The sequence below is a fragment of the Pantoea sp. B_9 genome (assembly GCF_008632015.1).
Lineage (GTDB): Bacteria > Pseudomonadota > Gammaproteobacteria > Enterobacterales > Enterobacteriaceae > Pantoea > Pantoea dispersa.
Genome location: NZ_VWVL01000001.1, coordinates 372,165 through 390,838, shown reverse-complemented (window position 1 = coordinate 390,838; position 18,674 = coordinate 372,165). Strand labels below are relative to the sequence as shown.

The following is an 18,674-nucleotide window of genomic DNA, read 5'->3' as shown; positions in this document are numbered from 1 at the left end:
AGCCCTCCGGTTACCCCATCTGCTGGCGCGCCATGCGCGGCGCGCAGCCAAATTCCCGCCGGAACAGGGTGGAGAAGTGATTACTGTCACCAAACCCACACTGATAGGCGATGTCCGTGATGCGCATCTCGCTGTGGCGCAACAGGTGCCGCGCCTGCAATAAACGCAGCCGATTGAGATAGCGCTGCGGCGTGCTGCCGGTCTGCTGCTTCATCTGGCGATGCAGGGTACGCAGCGACAAACAGAAGCGATCGGCCAGCGCTTCCCACGCAATCTCCTCACTGTAGTGCGCATTCAGCCAGTCCAGCAAGCGGTGCAGGCGGGCATCCTGGTCCTGCGCCTGATCGTTGTGCGCCGCCTCGCGCAGCAGCACCAGCAGCTGCAAAAAGTGCTGTTCCTGCTGCGCCTGACGTTCCAGCGACCAGCTGGCCGGCTGCTTCATCTGCGTCACCAGCTGCAGCGCCTGCGCCATCACTTTATGGTTGATCCGCCAGTGTGAAACATACTGGCCGTCCTGTTCGCGCGGCAGCAGCGCCTGCAGGCCGGACAGAAAGCGGAACGCCGCCGGACTGCGATACAACACATTCGTCAGGCACAGATTGTCGGTTTGCTCGTACAGATGGCGATCGTGATCGCGCACAAAACAGACGCAGCCGGCGCTGAGCGCCTGCGGCTGACCATTAAATACGTGGATGCCCGAGCCCTGTTCCACCAGCACAATTTCGTGAAAATCATGGTGATGCTCCGGAAACGCCGACTGCGGCACACGTGGCTCAATGGCTATCGTGTAATCGCCGGCCGGAAAGAAATCAGCACTGTGTAATACCGTCATCATGCGCCCTCAGTTAACAAAACCGTAACCGAGTCTACGCAGCCACCTGCCACCTTACCTTGAATTTTGCACCGGGCAGCGCAGGAAAATCGCCAATTATTCAAGATCGCCTAAGTGATTGATGGAATTGCGGCAAGGCTCACAACTCTGCCGTTATGCGGTTCTGTGAGCTCTCTCACGAACACCTTTGCAAACCTGCCAGCGGTGATGACCCGCTGGCACTCGCGGGAAGGTGTCTGCGGCGCAGGATTTCTACTCTGTCGCCATGTCTTCACAGGGAGTACTCGCTATGAGTCTGCGTAATATTGTTGCCATTGATTTAGGCGCATCCAGTGGCCGCGTCATGCTGGCCAGCTGGCAGGCTGACCATCAGCAGCTCAGCCTGCGCGAAGTGCGGCGTTTCGCCAACCCGCGCGTGCAGCGCGGCGATTATGACTGCTGGGATTTGGACCGGCTGGAACAGGAGATCCGCGCCGGGTTGCAGCAGCTGGATGAGGAGGGCATTGTGCCGGACAGCCTCGGCATTGATACCTGGGGCGTGGATCTGGTGCTGCTGGACGCGCACGGCGAGCGGGTAGGCGAAGCGGTCAGCTACCGTGATAAACGCACCGACGGCCTGATGGCCCAGGCGATGCGTGAACTCGGGAAACCGGCGCTCTATCAGCGCACCGGCATTCAGTTTCTGCCGTTCAACACGCTGTATCAGCTGCGCGCGCTGCATCTGCAGCAGCCGGACTGGCAGGCGCAGGTGAAGCACGCGCTGATGATTCCGGATTATCTGCACTATCGCCTGACCGGTGAACTCAACTGGGAATACACCAACGCCACCACCACCCAGTTGCTCAATATTCACAGCGGTGAATGGGATCGCGAACTGCTGGCCTGGGCGGGCGCAGACGCCAGCTGGTTCGGCACGCCGCGTGCACCGGGCAATACCGTCGGTTACTGGCGCAACGCCAGCGGCCAGCGCATTCCGGTGATCGCCGTCGCCACCCATGATACCGCCAGTGCGGTGCTGGCCACGCCGCTGGAGCAGGACGATGCTGCCTATCTCAGCTCCGGCACCTGGTCGCTGATCGGCATCGAAAGCCTGCAGCCCTGCGTCAGCGAGGCGGCGCTGCAGGCTAATCTGACCAATGAAGGCGGTGCGGAAGGCTATCGGGTGCTGAAAAACATCATGGGCCTGTGGCTGTTGCAGCGGGTGTGCAGCGAACTGCACATCAGCGATCTCACTGCGCTGATTGCCGACGCCGCGCGGGAACCGGCCTGCCGCGCCCTGATTCACCCTAATCATCACCGTTTCATTAATCCGGCCAGTATGGTGCAGGAGATCCAGAACGCCTGCGCCGAACAGGCGATGCCCGTGCCGCACAGCCCGGCGGCGCTGGCGCGCACCATCTTTGACAGCCTGGCGCTGCTCTATTCGCAGACGCTGCAGGAGCTTAGCCACCTGCGCGGCACTGCGCTGCGTCAGTTACATATCGTCGGTGGCGGCTGCCAGAATCCGCTGCTTAACCAGCTGTGCGCCGATGCCTGCCAGCTGCCGGTGTTTGCCGGCCCGGTGGAAGCCTCGACGCTGGGCAACATCGGCTGCCAGCTGATCGCGCTGGGTGAGTTGCGCGACGTGGCCGATTTACGCCGCTGCATTCGCCACAATTTCCCGTTAGAAAAATTTATCCCGCTGAATCACAGCGTCTTTGCGGCCCATCAGGCTCGCTTTGCGGCGCTGAGCCTACCTGCTAAGGAACTTGCATATGACAAAGCTGATTGAACAGGCCTTTGAACTGGCCAGACAACGCTACGCCGCCATCGGGGTGGATGTGGAACAGGTGATGGCACAACTGGATACCATTCCGGTCTCAATGCACTGCTGGCAGGGCGACGATGTGCGCGGGTTTGAGAATCCGCAGGGGGCGCTCACCGGCGGTATTCAGGCGACCGGCAACTATCCGGGGCGGGCGCGCAACGCGGTTGAACTGCGTGGCGATCTCGACAAAGCGATGTCGCTGATTCCCGGTGCGAAACGCCTCAACCTGCATGCCATCTACCTTGAGAGCGACCGCCCGGTAGAACGTAATGCGATTGAGCCGCAGCACTTCAGCAACTGGCTGGAGTGGGCGAAAAGCAGGCAACTGGGGCTGGATTTTAACCCAACCTGTTTTTCTCATGCGCTCAGTGCAGACGGGTTTACGCTGTCGCATGCCGATCCGGGCATTCGCCAGTTCTGGATCGACCACTGCACCGCCAGCCGCCGTATTTCCGCCTGGTTTGGCGAGCAGCTGGGCACGCCGTCAGTCATGAATATCTGGGTGCCGGACGGCATGAAAGATCTCACCGTCGATCGCCTCGCGCCGCGCCAGCGTCTCGCCAGCGCGCTGGATGAGATCATCCGCGAACCGCTGAATCCGCAGCACCACATTGATGCGGTGGAAAGCAAACTGTTTGGCATTGGCGCGGAGAGTTACACCGTGGGTTCCAGTGAGTTCTGCCTCGGTTACGCCACCAGCCGCCAGACCGCGCTGACGCTGGATGCCGGCCACTTCCATCCTACCGAAGTGATCTCCGACAAAATCTCCAGCGCCATGCTGTTTGTGCCGCGCCTGCTGTTGCACGTCAGCCGTCCGGTCCGCTGGGACAGCGATCACGTGGTGCTGCTGGATGATGAAACCCAGGCGATTGCCAGTGAGATCGCCCGTCAAAAGTTGTTCGACAGGGTGCACATCGGTCTCGACTTCTTCGATGCCTCGATCAACCGCATTGCCGCCTGGGTGATCGGCACGCGCAATACCCAAAAAGCCCTGTTGCGGGCGCTGCTGGAGCCGGGCGAACAGCTGCGTCAGCGGGAGCGTGATGGGGATTTCACCGCCCGGCTGGCGCTGCTTGAAGAGCAGAAGTCGCTGCCGTGGCAGGCGGTATGGGAAGCGTGGTGCCTGCGCCACGATGTGCCAGCCGATGCCAGCTGGCTGAGCGAAGTCCGTCACTACGAACAACACGTGCTGCGTCAACGTTAAGGAATCAATTCATGCAAACAATTCTCTCCGCGTGGTTTGTGCGCGACATGGTTAAAGCCACCAGTGACATGTGGCTGAAAGGCTGGGATGAACGTAACGGCGGCAACGTCAGTCTGCGTCTGTTGCCGGAAGAGGTCAGCGCGTATGCCAGCGATTTTTATCCGGCACCGCGCTGTATTGAACTGAGCAAGCCGGCGCCCGCGCTGGCCAACGACTGGTTCCTGGTGACCGGCTCCGGGAAGTTCTTTCGCAACGTGCAGCTCGATCCGTCAGACAGTCTAGTGCTGCTGCAGGTGGATGACAAAGGGCTGTCGTACAAAATTCACTGGGGGCTCAGCAACGGAGGGCTGCCAACGTCCGAGCTGGCGGCGCACTTTCAGTCACACAGCGTACGCAAGGCACTGAGCCACGGCGCGGACCGGGTGATTATGCACTGTCACGCCACCCACTTCATGGCGCTCAGCTATGTGGTGGATCTGGATGCGGCGCGCTTTACCCGCCTGCTGTGGGAGGGCAGCACCGAGTGCCTGGTGGTGTTCCCCGATGGCGTCGGCATTTTGCCCTGGATGGTACCGGGTACCGATGGCATTGGTCAGGCGACGGCAGAAGCGATGGCCAGCCATAGCCTGGTGATGTGGCCTTTCCACGGAATCTTTGGCGCCGGACCGACGCTCGACGAAACCTTTGGTCTGATTGATACCGCTGAGAAGTCATCGCAGGTGGTGGTTATGGCGCTGTCGATGGGCGGCATTCGTCAGAGCATCACCACCGAACAGCTGATCGCGCTGGGCGAACGCTTTAACGTGAAGCCGTGGCCGGCGGCGCTGCAGGCGGAGCGCAGTGATGTTGCGTAAAGCGTTCGTCATGCAGGTCTATGCGCACTGCCATGCGGAGTATCAGCGCCGTCACACGCCAATCTGGCCGGAGCTGGAACGGACGCTGAAAGCGCATGGCGCGCACAACTACGCGATCTGGCTGGATGCTGAACGCAACCTGCTGTTTGCCAGCGTCGAAATTGAATCCGAAGCGCGCTGGCAGGCTGTAGCGCAAACTGAGGTGTGTCAGCGCTGGTGGGCGTCAATGCGTGACCTGATGCCATCAAATCCCGACAACAGCCCGGTGAGCAAAGCACTACAGCCGATGTTTGTCCTGCCTTAGCCGGCCATGTCAGCAGCGGTGCCGCCAGGGGCGCCGCTGCCTGTGAAACGCACTAGCCGTTGGAGCGCAGCTGCGGATAACGGCGGAAAATAGCGATGCACCAGAACAGTCCTGCCAGGCCAATGATTGCGCCCACGTTGCCCACGTCTGCCATCTGCAGATGCAGACTGACCTGGTTACCGAGTAGCGCGCCTGCGCCGATGCCGATGTTATAAATACCGGAAAACAGCGACATGGCGACGTCGGTGGCGTCCGGTGCCAGCGATAGCACGCGCACCTGCATCGCCAGGCCGATCATCATCATTGCCATTCCCCAGATAATACACAGCACGGTAATCGCTGCCGGACGTATCGCAGCAAACACCAGCAGACCCATACACAGCGTAATCAGCGCAATGGCGGCGATCAGCAGCGCGGACGGGAATTTATTGCCCAGGGTACTGAACAGAATGCTGCCCAGAATGCCGGCTGAGCCGAACAGCAGCAGTAACAGGGTGGTGAAGTTCTCATCAGCGCTGGCTACCACCTGCATAAACGGCTCGATATAGCTGTAAGCAGTGTAGTGCGCGGTCACCACGACGGTGACCAGAATGTACATCGCCACCAGCGCCGGGCGGCGAAACAGCATCGGCACGCTGCTGAGTGAACCGGTGTGCTCACTCGGCAGGCGCGGCAGTATCCGCACCAGCATAATCAGCAGTACCAGCGCTGACAGGCCGATCATACCAAAGGTGGTGCGCCAGCCCAGATACTGACCCACAATACGACCAATCGGTACACCCAGCACCATCGCCAGCGCCGTGCCCGTTGCCAGCATACTCAACGCCTGGGTTTTCTTGCCGGCCGGCGCAACGCGAATCGCCAGCGAGGCGGTGATCGACCAGAACACCGCATGCGCCAGCGCAATACCAATGCGCGACAGCACCAGCGACGTGAAATCCCACGCCACGGCCGATAACAGGTGGCTGGCAACAAACAGAATAAACAGGATGGCCAGCAGCAGGCGGCGCTCGACGTTGCGCGTCAGCAGCATTAACGGCAGCGATAACAGCGCCACGACCCAGGCATAGATGGTCAGCATGATACCGACATCAGCGGTTTTCATTGCAAAGCTGCTGGCGATGTCCGACAGCAGGCCAACCGGCACAAATTCGGTGGTATTGAAGACAAAAGCAGCGATAGCCAGCAGCACCACGCGCAGCCAGGCTGTTTTACGGGAAACGGTTGTTGATTGCATTGAATTCAAATCGGCTAAACGACGAGTGAGGGGGGCAGGAACGCACCCGGTAAAGTGACCTCGATCACAAATTTCCGCTATTGTGGAGCATTAGTCAGCCGATGAAAACCGTTAACCCGGGTTTTATCACTGAATATTTCTTATCGCGCTGAGCGTGGTAAATAGCCTGCGGTTATGGGGAGCTGCTGCGCCAGCGTGCTGCCGGCCCGCGAGTCTGCCGTACCAGCACAGGCTAAGTCAGGTGTTTCTGTAATAGAAAAATCGCTTAGCCGTGCTGAGTGCGGGTACCGTGTAGACGGGTGCGGTTCAGACCAGGATTATCAGAGTCACGCCATATGCTTTAGTGCCACGCTAAAGTTGTGGGTCGGATTTTTTTTTACGCCCACCGGGCAGCAGTGTTCGCAGCCCAACGCAGTGGCGTAAAATTTACGCGCCTGCTGGATTGCGGCCCCGGGCGTGTAAAAAGTCCCGAGAAAACGGCGACCGCCGTCGGATGGCAGGAACGGACAGCCCTTCGCATGCACCACATGATTGTCGTTATAACCGGCATGCTTATCGACATAATAGTAAAGCTCCATCTGACTACCTCATTGCTGTGTAAAAAATAAGTCTATGTATTATTGGAATAGAACGAATTATAGCGATGAATTGCTATTTTGTTTTAAGTGGTACGGCGCGAATGCCTGATTATTCGAATCCAGCGGAGCAGGCGGGACGCTGAGGTCCCGCGCTAACGATGAAGGGTATTACAGTTTGCGGCCCTGTAAACGCAGGCCAACCAGCAGTGCCAGCACCAGCAGGGCGCTGATAAACAGGGTCACGCCCGGCCAGCCGTAGCGGTGCCAGAACACACCGCCGAGGGTGCCGGCCACGCTGGAGCCCACGTAGTAGCTGAACAGGTAAAGTGATGATGCCTGGCCTTTCGCCCGGCGCGCGCGCGGTCCAATCCAGCCGCTGGCCACCGAATGGGCGGCAAAGAAGCCGGCAGTGAACAACATCATGCCCGGCAGAATCAGCCACAGCGAATTAAAGGCGGTCAGCAGCAGACCGGCCAGCATGATCGCCGTGGCGCCCGTCATCACCGGACCGCGACCAAAGCGGCTGGTCATCGCGCCGGCTTTCGGCGAACTCCACGAACCGGTGAGATACACCACGGACAGCAGCCCGACCACCGCCTGGCTCAGTGACCACGGCGCGCTCAGTAAACGGTAGCCGATGTAGTTAAACAGCGTGACAAACGCGCCCATCAGCAGAAAGCCTTCGGCAAACAGCAGCGGCAACCCTTTGTCGCGCCAGTGCAGACGGAAGTTGATCAGCAGACTGCGTGGCCGCAGCGAGGCAGGGCGAAAATGGCGCGACGCGGGCAGAATTTTCCAGAACATCAGCGCGCCAGCCAGCGCGCAGCAGCCAATGACGCCAATGGCAATACGCCACGAGAAAAAGTCGGTCAGCACACCGGAGAGTAAACGACCGCTCATGCCGCCAATCGAGTTGCCGCTGATGTACAGCCCCATGGAGAAGGCGATGACCCGCGGATGCATCTCTTCGCTCAGGTAAGTCATGCCCACCGCCGCGACGCCACTGAGCGACAGACCGGTCAGCGCGCGCATCAGCAGAATCCCCTGCCAGCTGCTCATGGTGGCGGAGATCAGCGTACAAATCGCCGCCAGCATCAGCGCGGTCACCATTACCGATTTACGTCCAATCGCATCTGACAGCGGGCCGGTGAACAGCAGGCCCAGCGCCATCAGCCCGGTGGAGAGCGATAGCGAAATACTGCTTTCGGCAGGTGTCACGCCAAACTGCTGTGACAGCACCGGCAGGATCGGTTGTACGCAATAGAGCAGGGCGAAAGTGGCAAGACCGGCAGAGAACAGCGCCAGCGTCACGCGCATAAACTGCGGCGATCCACGTTCAATCCATTCAGTAGCGGTATCGGCGGTGACAGGCTTCGTGGACAAGCTGTCCTCATCAAGCGTCACAGCCTGGGAAGAGCGACTCACAGTACATCCTCAATTCAGCAAATGTCTGAATACTGTAGGAAAGGCTAAATAGGTTGTACAATATATTAATAATCTCAAATGAGACGTTTAAGATATGATGATTGAGCTGCGCCATCTGCGCTACTTTATTGCCGTTGCGGAAGAGCTGCACTTTGGCCGCGCCGCGCAGCGGCTACACATTTCTCAGCCGCCGCTCAGTCAGCAGATTTTGCAACTGGAACAGGCGCTGGACGCGCAGCTGCTGACCCGCACTAATCGCAGCGTACAGCTCACGCCGGCCGGCCAGTCGTTTTTACAGGATGCGCGCGCGGTTTTATTGCAGGTGGAACAGGCGGCCGGGCGCGCGGCGCGCATTCATCACGGTCAGCAGGGAGAGCTGCGCATCGGCTTTACCTCCTCGGCGCCGTTTACCGGACTGGTGTCGGATGCGCTGTATCACTATCGGCAGCGCTGGCCGGACGTGCATATTCAGATGCAGGAGTACAACACGCGCCAGCAGCTGGCGCCGCTGCACGAAGGGCGACTCGACCTGGGCGTCATGCGCAATACGCCGCTGCCGGAGGATCTTCAGCACCGCCTGTTGCTGCGTGAACCACTGTGCGCGGTGGTGCATCACGCGCATCCGCTGGCACAGGCCACGTCAATTAGCATCCGGGCGTTAGCCAGCGAACCTTTTGTTTTCTTTGATGCGCAGGGTGGCACAGCCCTGTACGGTGAAATTCTGGCGCTGCTGCATCGCTACCAAATCAAACCTTACATTACCCAGGAAGTGGGTGAAGCCATGACGATTCTCGGCCTGGTGGCAACCGGGCTGGGCGTGTCGATTTTACCCGCCTCGTTTGCCCGCGCGCGACTGGCGGAAGTCGCCTGGATTCCGCTACAGGAAAGTGATGCCATTTCTGAGGTGTGGCTGGTGTGGTCAGCGCTGCGCCAGCCGAGTGCGCAGATGAGCAATATGATGGCGCTGCTGCTGCACCATGCCGAGGAATGAACCCGCGGGTACAGAAAAGCGCGTCCATTGTGTGCGATAAATCACATTTCTAATCAAATATTTGACGCTGCGCGCCAATCTGCATCACCATAGCTGATGTTTATTTAGAAGCGCGAAAATATCCGGGAGCAGGGCGTGAATCTGGACAGTCAGCCTGGCCATATTGACCAAATAAAACAGACCAATGCCGGTGCAGTGTATCGTCTGATTGACCATTACGGTCCGATTTCGCGGATTGAGCTGTCGAAACGTGCCCAGCTGGCCCCGGCCAGCATCACCAAAATTGTGCGCGAAATGCTGGATGCGCATCTGGTGCAGGAGACCGAGTTTCAGGAGCCAGGCAGTCGCGGACGGCCGGCGATAGGGCTGATCCTCGATACCCTTGCCTGGCACTATCTGGCTGTTCGCCTTCAGCCGGGGTTCATCACCCTGACGCTGCGCGATCTCAGCAGCCGCGCGCTACAGGAAGATCGCCTGCCGCTGCCCGCCAGCGCCGACACGCCGCTACTGCAGACGCTGCAGGAGCTGGTCAACGCCTTTTTCATTCGCCATCAGCAAAAACTTGAGCGTCTCACCGCTATCGCCATTACCCTGCCGGGACTGATCAACGCCGCCTCCGGCGTGGTGCACCGTATGCCGGGCTATGAGGTACAGGATATGCCGCTGGGCGAAACCCTGGCGCAGCGCACCGGGCTGCCGGTATTCGTCCAGCACGATATCTCCGCATGGACGCTGGCAGAGGCACTGTTTGGTGCCTCACGGGGTGCGCAGGACGTGATTCAGATTGTTATTGACGAAACGGTGGGCGCCGGGGTGATCAGCGGTGGCCAGCTGCTGCACAAAAGCGGACGCGCGCTGGTGGAGATCGGTCATACGCAGATCGATCCTTACGGTCAGCAGTGTTACTGCGGCAACCATGGCTGTCTGGAAACGGTGGCCAGCACCGGCAGCCTGCTGCAGCTGGCTGCACAGCGTTTATCGTCGCAGCCGGACAGCCAGCTGCACCAGCAGCCGCTGACGCTGGCCTCGCTGTGTGCCGCTGCGCAGCAGGGCGACCGGCTGGCGCGGGACGTCATTGCCGGCGTCGGTCATCATATCGGGCGCATGCTGGCGATGATGGTCAACATCTTTAATCCTCAACAAATTCTTATCGGTTCACCGCTTAACCAGGCGGCGGACGTGCTGTTCCCGGCAGTCAGCAGCACTATTCGCCAGCAGGCCCTGCCGGCGTACAGTCACGCTATTCAGCTGACGCCCGCTGCCTTTAACGATCCCGGCACGCTGGGCGGCGCGGCGCTGATCAAAGACGCGCTCTATAGCGGCCATTTACTGATAAAACTGTTGCAGGGCTAACGCCAGCCCGCCTTAAGTTTGCGCTAACGCAAGCTCTCGCCTGGGACAAATCCTTAAACTGCCTCCTTTGCAGGTTACACATCGCTTTAATGAAGGAGGAGAAAGGTGAAAACGATTTTTGTCACCGGTACCGACACCGCGGTGGGTAAGACCGTGGTTTCCCGCGCACTGTTACAGTGCTTTGCCAAAGCGAATCTGTGTGCCGCTGGCTACAAGCCGGTTGCCAAAAGCGCGCAGCACACGCCGGAAGGGCTCCGTAATAAAGATGCCGTACTGCTGCAGCAGGCATCCGGCCTCACGCTGAACTACAGCGACGTCAATCCCGTGACGCTGGAAGAGGATGAAATCAGCACCAGCCCGGCGCAGCGCATCGATTATCCGTTACTCAATCGCGGGCTGGCTGGCTTGCAGGATCGCGCTGCACGCGTGGTGGTGGAAGGCACGGGCGGCTGGCGCAGCCTGATGAACGACTTACGGCCGCTGTCGCAGTGGGTGCAACAGGCGCAACTGCCCGTCGTGCTGGTGGTGGGCATTAAAGAGGGTTGCATTAGCCACGCTTTACTGACCGCCGAAGCGATTGCCGCCGATGGCCTGACGCTGGCGGGCTGGGTCGCCAATCGTATCAATCCCGGTCTGGCGCACTATGCTGAAATCATTGATGTTCTGCGCGATAAGCTGAACGCGCCGCTGTTGGGTGAACTGCCTTATCTGCCGCGCGCCGAACAGCGTGATTTGAGTGGTTATCTGGATATAACGTTACTCGGGGGTGATGCGCTGCACTGCGAGAGTGCAAAGCCCGCCGCCTGATGAAACAAAATGCGGCATATAGCACGCAGCTGAATCCGAAGTTTCAGGAGCAGCTGCTTTTTTTTATGCCGTAAACCTTTTTATATTCAATCATCTGTCCTGAATTTTTTCTGCCCGCTGTCGCCCTGGCGCGTTTCATGCATCAGGCAAACTGATAAATCGTTTGCCGGAGCCCTGCTATGTTGCACCCAGAAGAAGAGAAAGGTTTGTTGTACGGGCTGGATGCCCGCATCGGTCCTGCACCGGCGTTCTTTGCCGCCCTGCAGCACGTGCTGGCCAGCGTGGTCGGTATCATCACACCGCCGCTGATTATCGGTTCCGTGCTGGGGTTACAGGCCTGGATCCCGTATCTCATCAGCATGTCGCTGCTGGTTTCCGGACTCGGCACCTTTCTGCAGGCGCGCCGTTTCTGCGGCATTGGCGCAGGCATGATCTGTCTGCAGGGCACCAGCTTCGCCTTTCTCGGCGTCATTCTCTCTGCGGGGATGACGGTGAAAGCGCAGGGCGGTTCACCGCAGGCGATCCTCGCCATGATCTTTGGCTGCAACCTGGTGGCGGCACTGATCCCGATGCTGATTAGCCGCTGCATCACACCACTGCGTAAAGTACTGACCCCGGTGGTGACCGGTACGGTGATCACCCTGATTGGTATCAGCCTGATAAAAGTCAGTATTACCGACTGGGCGGGCGGGCATAACGCCCGCGATTTTGGTGCGCCGGGTAATCTGGCGCTGGGGGCGCTGACCCTGCTGGTGATTATCGTGCTTAACCGTTCCCACTCGCGCTGGGCGCGGCTGGTGGCGGTGGTCGCCGGCATTGGTGCGGGCTGCATCGCGGCGGCGCTGAGCGGTCATCTGCCGCTGAAGCCGATGGCGGAGACGCACTGGCTGGTGCTGCCTTCGCTGCTGCATTTTGGCTTTGATTTTAGCTGGACGCTGTTTGTGCCGATCGCGCTGGTCTCGGTGATCTGCGTGATTGAGGCGGTGGGCGACCTGACCGCCAACTGTCTGATTTCACGCCAGCCGCTGGAAGGCGACGGGTTTCAGCGCCGGCTGCAGGGCGGAATTCTGGCCGATGGTCTCAGCTGCCTGCTGGCGGCGCTGTTCTCGGCGTTTCCCAATACCACCTTTGCGCAGAACAACGGGGTGATTCAGATGACCGGCGTCGCCAGTCGCTACGTGGGGATGGTGATTGGCCTGATGCTGGTGCTGCTGGGCATCTTCCCGCTGGTCGGCAACCTGCTACAGCAGATTCCGCCGCCGGTGCTGGGCGGGGCAACGCTGGTGATGTTTGGCAGTGTGGTCGCCGCCGGTATTCGCGTGATGACGCAGGCCCCACTGGGGCGGCGTGAGATGCTGATTGTGGCGGTGTCGTTTGGCATTGGCCTCGGGGTGGAAGCGGTTCCGGACGTGCTGAAACAGTTTCCGCCGCTGGTCAGCAACCTGTTTGGTCATGCGGTCACCACCGGCGGGATTCTCGCCATGCTGCTGAACGTGGTGCTGCCGAATGAAGCTAAAACGGTTGCGGCGGTCGGCGCGGTTGAAGAGAGCAACTGACGCACAATTTACCTGGAGAATCGCGCCCTCCGTGGCGCGGTTCGGTCGGGATTACGGGTTGAGACGACGGCGCGTGCGACCGGAGCTGAGGTAATCCGCGATGTAATCCTGCGAAATTTCGCCGCTGTAGCGACCTTCCTCATCGACAATCGGCATCCATACCGTGTTGTGTTCATACAACTTCGACAGCACCACGCGCAAGTTCTCCTCCGCTTTGCCGGTGACCTTAAAGGTGTGCAGCATCTCCTCGCAGCGGCCGGTGGCGCCGCGCGCTTCACGACGTTTGACAAAGCCCAGCGGTTTGCCATCTTCGTCGACCACCGTGACCGAACGCATGTCATTGTCGTCCATGGTCGCGAACGCCTCCTGCAGCGGGGTACTGCGCTGCACGGTGATGGTCGGCTGCTGATCGGTGACGTCGCCCGCCTGCACCAGCAGCAGACGTTTCAGCGTACGGTCCTGACCGACGAACGAGCCGACAAATTCGTTGGCCGGCTGCGCCAGCAGTTCGTCCGGGCTGGCACACTGCACGATTTTGCCCTGGCCAAACACCGCGATGCGGTCACCGAGCTTGAGCGCCTCATCAATATCGTGGCTCACCAGCATCACAGTTTTCTTCAGCTGGCGCTGCATATCGAGGAACTCGTTCTGAATCACCTCGCGGTTGATCGGGTCGACGGCACCGAACGGTTCATCCATCAGCAGTACCGGTGGATCCGCCGCCAGCGCGCGGATCACGCCGATGCGCTGCTGCTGGCCGCCCGACATCTCACGCGGGTAGCGATGCAGAAACTTCGTCGGGTCAAGCGCCACCATGCTCATCAGCTCCGTCGCCCGTTCCCGGCAGCGTTTTTTGTCCCAGCCCAGCATGCGCGGCACCACGGTAATGTTCTCTTCAATGGTCATGTTCGGGAACAGACCAATCTGCTGAATCACATAGCCGATATTGCGGCGCAGCGTGACGGTATCCTGGCCGCTGGTGTCTTCGCCATTAATTAAAATCCGCCCGCTGCTGGCGGGGATCAGACGGTTAATCATCTTCAGTGTGGTGGTTTTGCCGCAGCCGGACGGGCCCAGCAGCACACACATCTCCCCGGCAGGCACTTCCAGGCTGACGTTATCGACGGCATTGAACGTGGTGCCGTTTTTTTGCGTAAAGGTTTTCGTCAGGTTTTCCAGTTTTATCATTATCGAATCCCCTTAGGAGTCAGCGCTGACTGCAGACGGTGCAGCAGCCAGTCAAGAATAATCGCCAGTAAACAGATCATCAGTGCGCCGGCTATCAGCATACGCACATCGCTGCCGCTGATGCCGTCCAGCAGTTGCAGGCCCAGGCCGCCGGCACCGATCACCGCCGCAATCGCCATCACGCCGACGTTCATCACCACGGCGGTACGGATACCGCCAAAAATCACCGGCAGCGCCATCGGAATTTCCACCCAGCGCAGGCGCTGCCAGAAGGTCATGCCGATACCGCGACCGGCTTCGCGCAGCCCGGGCGGCAGATTTTCCAGCGCGGTATGGGTATTACGCACAATCGGCAGCAGTGAATAGAGAAACACCGCAGTAATCGCCGGCAGGGCGCCAATCCCCTGACCGATCAGTGAAAACAGCGGAATCATCAGGCCAAATAGCGCAATGGTCGGGATGGTCAGCACGATGGTGGCGATGCCCAGCACCGGTGTTGCCAGCCATTTGAAGCGGACAATCAGAATGCCCAGCGGCACGCCGACGAGGATGGCAAAACCTACCGCCAGCAGCACCAGCCAGGTGTGCTGCCAGGTGAGCGCCAGCAGCGTGTTCCAGTTATCCATGATGTAATGCAGGGTATCCATTGCGCCTCCTTACAGCATGTTTTTGGATTTGAGGAAATCACGCGCCACCTGCTGCGGCGACTGGTGATCGATATCGACGCGCTTGTTCATCTCGGTGATGGCTTCATCGGTGATCAGCGGCGACAGCGCATTCAGCGCGGCCTCGAGGCCGGGGTGGCTTTCCAGCACATCCTGACGCACTACCGGCGTGACGTTGTAACTTGGGAAGAAGTGCTTATCATCCTCCAGCACTTTCAAATCAAAGCCTTTTACCCGGCCATCGGTGGTGTAGATCAGTCCGGCGTCGACAAAGCCGTCGCGCACCGCGTTATACACCAGGCCGGGGTCCATCTGACGTATCTGCGGGCGATCCAGTGGCATGTTGTAGGCTTTCTGCAGCGGTTTCAGACCATCCGAGCGGCCGGCAAACTCCAGATCGAGACCGAGTTTCCAGTTGTGATCCGGATCGGTGTTGCGCACCTGTTCCAGCTTCGCCACCAGCTGCGACATGGTGCTGATGCCTTCCGCCTCAGCGCGCTGGCGCTGCATGGCAAACGCGTAGGTGTTGTTCATCGGGGCAGGATTGAGCCACACCAGTCCCAGCTTCGCGTCCAGCTGTTTAACGGTTTTGTACGCCTCTTCAGACGACATCGGCTTGTTGATATGGTTAAAAATAATCAGCGAGGTGCCGGTATATTCCCACGTCATATCAATCTGCTTGTTGATCATCGCGTTGCGCCCGATGGTGGTGGCGATATTGGTTTTCGGGATGACCTGAAAACCTTTCTTTTGCAGCCACATCACCGTCATCGCAGACAGGATATGTTGCTCGGTAAAGCTTTTAGTCGCCATTACGATGGGCGTGGCGGCGAGCGCGCCGTGACTGAGGGTTAAGGTGGCGGTCAGGGCCAGCGCGGTGCGTTTGACCCAGCGCGCCAGCAGATTAGCAGTGGCCATGATTACATGCTCCGGGTTAAGCCGCAGAGTGCGGGCTGAGGACGCGTCCCAATGCTGCCAGCAGCATGTCGAGGATCAGGGCAAACAGGGCGGTGGCCACTGCGCCGAGAATCAGCGTCGGGAAGTCGTTGAGATAAATACCAGGGAAGATCAGCTCGCCGTAGCTGCTGGCACCAATTAAAAAGGCCAGCGGCGCGGTGCCGACGTTGATCGCGGTCGCGATGCGTACCCCGGCGAGGATCACCGGCAGCGCATTCGGCAGTTCAACCCGGCGCAGCCGCTGCAGTTTGGTCATGCCAATACCGTTGGCGGCTTCAATCAGCGACGGCGGCACCGCGCTCAGACCGGCATAGGTGTTGCGCACAATCGGCAGCAGCGAGGCGAGGAACAAGGCGATCAGCGCCGGTCGATCGCCAATGCCGACAATCACCATCGCCAGCGCCAGCACGGCCAGCGGCGGCAGCGTGTTACCGACGTTGAAGATTTGCATCACATATTCAGCCCAGCGACGGGCGAAGGGACGGCTGAGCAAAATCCCGCTCGGGATGCCAACCAGTAAAGCGCATAACATCGACCAGAACACTAAGTACAGGTGTTGCTGCCCAAGGTAAAGTAAATCCACCTTGCGGTCGCGCAGCGTATCCAGCCCTAATCCCCACACCAGCAGGGCTATCACCACCACGATGGCGAGCAGTGCCAGCCCGGCACGTCGGGCGAGCGATGCATTGTGCATAGCGTGCGTCTCCCTGATTGAAAAAATCGATTGATTTTATGACGTTATTTTCAGCGTACCGGCGTTATGCGGTGCAATACACAGACGAAAATCCAGCACGCTGTCAAATTGCAGTTAAAATGACTGTTTCCCGGCTTTTTCACAGTGAAAAACCAGAAACTGCCTTTAGAGCTATAGCAACGCTTGATGATCATTGCCAGTTTTCACGGCAAAATCAGGTAGATACAAAAGTGGTAAAACTAAGCGAAACCCGCATGAAATAAGGTGTCGCTCGACAATAAAAAATTTTCATCAATATAGGTGACATTGTCACAAGCAGGCGCACGCAGAGGAAACTGAGTCGGCGAAATTTCGACTAGCCTTGTAAGAAAAAGGGAGACGTATGACTGAAAGCGCACAATTACAAACGGAACATCGCCACTGGATTCTGATTGCCTGCATGCTGGCGATGTTTATGGCTGCCATTGAGGTCACCATTGTGGCCACGGCCATGCCAACCATCATTGCCGATCTTGGCGGTTTCGCGCAGTTTGGCTGGGTGTTTTCCATTTATCTTCTGACGCAGGCGGTAAGCGTCCCGTTGTACGGCAGACTGGCGGATATCTGGGGTCGCAAACGATTATTTTTCGTCGGCGTAACGCTGTTTTTGCTGGGCTCGGTGCTGTGCGGTTTTGCTCATAGTATGACGTGGCTGATTGTGTTTCGTGCCTTTCAGGGGCTGGGGGCCGGGGCGATTATGCCGCTGACCACCACCATCGTGGCGGACATTTACTCGCCGCGCGAGCGCGCCAGCGTGCAGGGCTGGCTCTCCAGCGTCTGGGGCGTCGCGGCCGTCATCGGTCCGCTCAGCGGTGCCTGGCTGGTTCAGCACTTTAACTGGTCGGTGATTTTCTGGGTAAACGTGCCGATTGGTCTGCTCTCCATGCTGCTGCTGGCGCGTTTTCTGCCGGCGCGCGAACAGCATCAGGGCGCAACGCTGAATCTGACCGGCAGCTGCTGGTTGATGATCAGCGTCACCGCACTGTTGGTGGCGCTGTTACAGGCGGAAGCGCTGGGTTTCTGGCTGGTGCCGTTCCTGGCGCTGGCGCTGCTGGCCGGCTGGCGGCTGAAACATCACGAGCAGCGGGCCGATGCGCCGCTGTTTCCGCTGGCGCTGTGGCGCAGCCGCCTGATTGTGGCCGGTAATGCCGGGAACCTGATTATCGGGGCCACCATGATGGGCATCAGCGCGTTTCTGCCGACGTGGATTCAGGGCATTACTGGCGGCACACCGCTGCAGGCGGGCAGCGCGCTGGCGATGATGTCAATTGGCTGGCCGCTGGCCAGTACGCTCAGCGGGCGCCTGATGCTGATCACCTCGTATCGTTTTACCGCGCAGCTCGGCGCGTTTTTACTGATTGCCGGCAGCGCGCTGTTACTGCTGCTGCGCGCCGACAGCAGCATCATGCAGGCCGGGCTGACGGCGTTTGTTATTGGCACCGGGATGGGCATGACCAGCACCACCTTTCTGGTGTCGGTACAAAATCATGCGCACTATGAAATTCGCGGCATCTGCACCGCCTCAATCATGTTCAGCCGCATGCTGGGTTCAGCCATCGGCACGGCGATAATGGGCGCGGTGCTCAATCTTAACCTGTCGCTGCGGCTGCCGCAGGCCAGCGATCCGATGCAGAAAATTATGGCACCGGAGAGCCGTCAGGCGCTGCCGCAGGAACAGTTACACTTCTGGACCGGGCAGATTGCCAGTTCGCTGCACTGGGTATTTGTGGTGGCATTGCTGATTGCGCTGCTGACGTTGTGGATTGCGTGGCTGATGCCGCGTCAGCGGCCGGAGGCGGAATAAAGCAGGGCGGCCGACCAGCCGCCCGAAGAGATTACTGTGCGGGAGCATCCTGCGAACTGCCCGCGCTGTCCGGCACGCTGCTGTCCGCATCGCGACCGTTTTTCTTGTAAACGATTTTCTGCGTGTCGTTTTCACAGTGGCCAACAACCTGACCGCCTGCCTGATCAACCTGATCGTTCGGCACGATATCCAGCGTAAAATCCGATTCCGCCACGCCATTGTTGATGATCTTTTTGCTGATGTCGGCGCGCACGCTTTCGCAGGACGCCTGCACCGCCAGCGGTAACGCCAGCGCCATTAGCAACACAACTGCATTACGTTTTTTCATCACTCACTCCTTGTTGCGTCATTCCCGTAAAAACTATAGCAGCTGGCGCGC

Annotated in this window: 19 protein-coding genes; 10 read left to right on the top strand and 9 right to left on the bottom strand. The window is 59.2% G+C overall.

The features are described 5' to 3' along the window. Positions 1-10: 10 nt before the first annotated feature. On the bottom strand, positions 11-832 hold the full coding sequence (rhaS, locus tag F3I21_RS01840; RefSeq protein ID WP_058769862.1) for an HTH-type transcriptional activator RhaS: 822 nt from the start codon (positions 830-832) through the stop codon (positions 11-13). A 289-nt stretch (positions 833-1,121) separates the two neighbouring features. Between rhaS and rhaB the strand changes: the two genes are divergently transcribed. Genes rhaB through rhaM form a run of 4 tightly spaced genes read left to right on the top strand, consistent with a single transcriptional unit; the run spans position 1,122 to position 5,001 of the window. After that, a complete protein-coding gene (gene rhaB, locus F3I21_RS01835) occupies positions 1,122-2,603 on the top strand; it encodes a rhamnulokinase (RefSeq protein WP_150058104.1) in 1,482 nt (493 codons plus the stop codon). After that, a complete protein-coding gene (locus tag F3I21_RS01830) occupies positions 2,587-3,843 on the top strand; it encodes an L-rhamnose isomerase (RefSeq protein ID WP_150058102.1) in 1,257 nt (418 codons plus the stop codon). Before rhaB ends, F3I21_RS01830 begins: the two co-directional genes overlap by 17 nt. A gap of 11 nt (positions 3,844-3,854) precedes the next feature. Next, positions 3,855-4,697, top strand: coding sequence for a rhamnulose-1-phosphate aldolase (rhaD, locus tag F3I21_RS01825; RefSeq protein ID WP_104092925.1), 843 nt, complete (start codon positions 3,855-3,857; stop codon positions 4,695-4,697). Beyond that, positions 4,687-5,001 (top strand): L-rhamnose mutarotase, encoded by a 315-nt coding sequence (rhaM, locus tag F3I21_RS01820; RefSeq protein WP_150058100.1) that lies wholly within the window; start codon positions 4,687-4,689, stop codon positions 4,999-5,001. The genes rhaD and rhaM overlap by 11 nt, the downstream gene beginning before the upstream one ends. Positions 5,002-5,053: 52 nt before the next feature. On the opposite strand, the gene F3I21_RS01815 is transcribed toward rhaM, so the two are convergent. From F3I21_RS01815 to F3I21_RS01805, 3 genes are all read right to left on the bottom strand, one after another. Further along, positions 5,054-6,238, bottom strand: a complete 1,185-nt coding sequence (locus F3I21_RS01815) for a sugar transporter (RefSeq protein WP_150058098.1) — start codon at positions 6,236-6,238, stop codon at positions 5,054-5,056. A gap of 326 nt (positions 6,239-6,564) precedes the next feature. After that, complete coding sequence (locus F3I21_RS01810; protein WP_021506080.1) at positions 6,565-6,816, bottom strand: hypothetical protein; 252 nt, start codon at positions 6,814-6,816, stop codon at positions 6,565-6,567. A gap of 168 nt (positions 6,817-6,984) precedes the next feature. Next, positions 6,985-8,241 carry an MFS transporter gene (locus F3I21_RS01805; RefSeq protein ID WP_058780585.1) on the bottom strand — a complete coding sequence of 419 codons (1,257 nt, stop codon included), beginning with the start codon at positions 8,239-8,241 and terminating at the stop codon, positions 6,985-6,987. 94 nt (positions 8,242-8,335) lie between these two features. Between F3I21_RS01805 and F3I21_RS01800 the strand changes: the two genes are divergently transcribed. The 4 genes from F3I21_RS01800 to F3I21_RS01785 all read left to right on the top strand — a co-directional run bounded on the left by F3I21_RS01800 (position 8,336) and on the right by F3I21_RS01785 (position 12,948). Beyond that, on the top strand, positions 8,336-9,232 hold the full coding sequence (locus F3I21_RS01800; RefSeq protein WP_150058096.1) for a LysR family transcriptional regulator: 897 nt from the start codon (positions 8,336-8,338) through the stop codon (positions 9,230-9,232). A gap of 135 nt (positions 9,233-9,367) precedes the next feature. Then, the gene (locus tag F3I21_RS01795; RefSeq protein WP_058758528.1) at positions 9,368-10,585 is read left to right on the top strand and encodes an ROK family transcriptional regulator; all 1,218 of its coding nucleotides are present in this window, start codon (positions 9,368-9,370) and stop codon (positions 10,583-10,585) included. A gap of 105 nt (positions 10,586-10,690) precedes the next feature. Next, on the top strand, positions 10,691-11,392 hold the full coding sequence (gene bioD / locus F3I21_RS01790; protein ID WP_150058094.1) for a dethiobiotin synthase: 702 nt from the start codon (positions 10,691-10,693) through the stop codon (positions 11,390-11,392). Between the two features lie 179 nt (positions 11,393-11,571). Beyond that, entirely contained in the window at positions 11,572-12,948 is a 1,377-nt protein-coding gene (locus F3I21_RS01785; RefSeq protein WP_150058092.1) for a nucleobase:cation symporter-2 family protein, read from the top strand. A gap of 51 nt (positions 12,949-12,999) precedes the next feature. On the opposite strand, the gene osmV is transcribed toward F3I21_RS01785, so the two are convergent. The 4 genes from osmV to F3I21_RS01765 are packed head-to-tail and all read right to left on the bottom strand — an operon-like array spanning position 13,000 to position 16,452. Beyond that, a complete protein-coding gene (gene osmV, locus F3I21_RS01780) occupies positions 13,000-14,136 on the bottom strand; it encodes an osmoprotectant ABC transporter ATP-binding protein OsmV (RefSeq protein WP_021506074.1) in 1,137 nt (378 codons plus the stop codon). Next, positions 14,136-14,783, bottom strand: coding sequence for an osmoprotectant ABC transporter permease OsmW (gene osmW, locus F3I21_RS01775; protein WP_150058090.1), 648 nt, complete (start codon positions 14,781-14,783; stop codon positions 14,136-14,138). The genes osmV and osmW overlap by 1 nt, the downstream gene beginning before the upstream one ends. A 9-nt stretch (positions 14,784-14,792) precedes the next feature. Then, on the bottom strand, positions 14,793-15,719 hold the full coding sequence (locus F3I21_RS01770) for a glycine betaine ABC transporter substrate-binding protein (RefSeq protein ID WP_088515792.1): 927 nt from the start codon (positions 15,717-15,719) through the stop codon (positions 14,793-14,795). A gap of 16 nt (positions 15,720-15,735) precedes the next feature. Further along, on the bottom strand, positions 15,736-16,452 hold the full coding sequence (locus F3I21_RS01765; protein WP_021506071.1) for an ABC transporter permease: 717 nt from the start codon (positions 16,450-16,452) through the stop codon (positions 15,736-15,738). A gap of 17 nt (positions 16,453-16,469) precedes the next feature. On the opposite strand from F3I21_RS01765, the gene F3I21_RS01760 reads away from it, so the two are divergent. After that, positions 16,470-16,715, top strand: coding sequence for a hypothetical protein (locus F3I21_RS01760; protein WP_141097281.1), 246 nt, complete (start codon positions 16,470-16,472; stop codon positions 16,713-16,715). Between the two features lie 119 nt (positions 16,716-16,834). Further along, on the top strand, positions 16,835-18,295 hold the full coding sequence (locus tag F3I21_RS01755; protein WP_150058088.1) for an MDR family MFS transporter: 1,461 nt from the start codon (positions 16,835-16,837) through the stop codon (positions 18,293-18,295). A gap of 31 nt (positions 18,296-18,326) precedes the next feature. On the opposite strand, the gene F3I21_RS01750 is transcribed toward F3I21_RS01755, so the two are convergent. After that, positions 18,327-18,623 carry a DUF1161 domain-containing protein gene (locus tag F3I21_RS01750; protein WP_058769782.1) on the bottom strand — a complete coding sequence of 99 codons (297 nt, stop codon included), beginning with the start codon at positions 18,621-18,623 and terminating at the stop codon, positions 18,327-18,329. Positions 18,624-18,674: the final 51 nt, after the last annotated feature.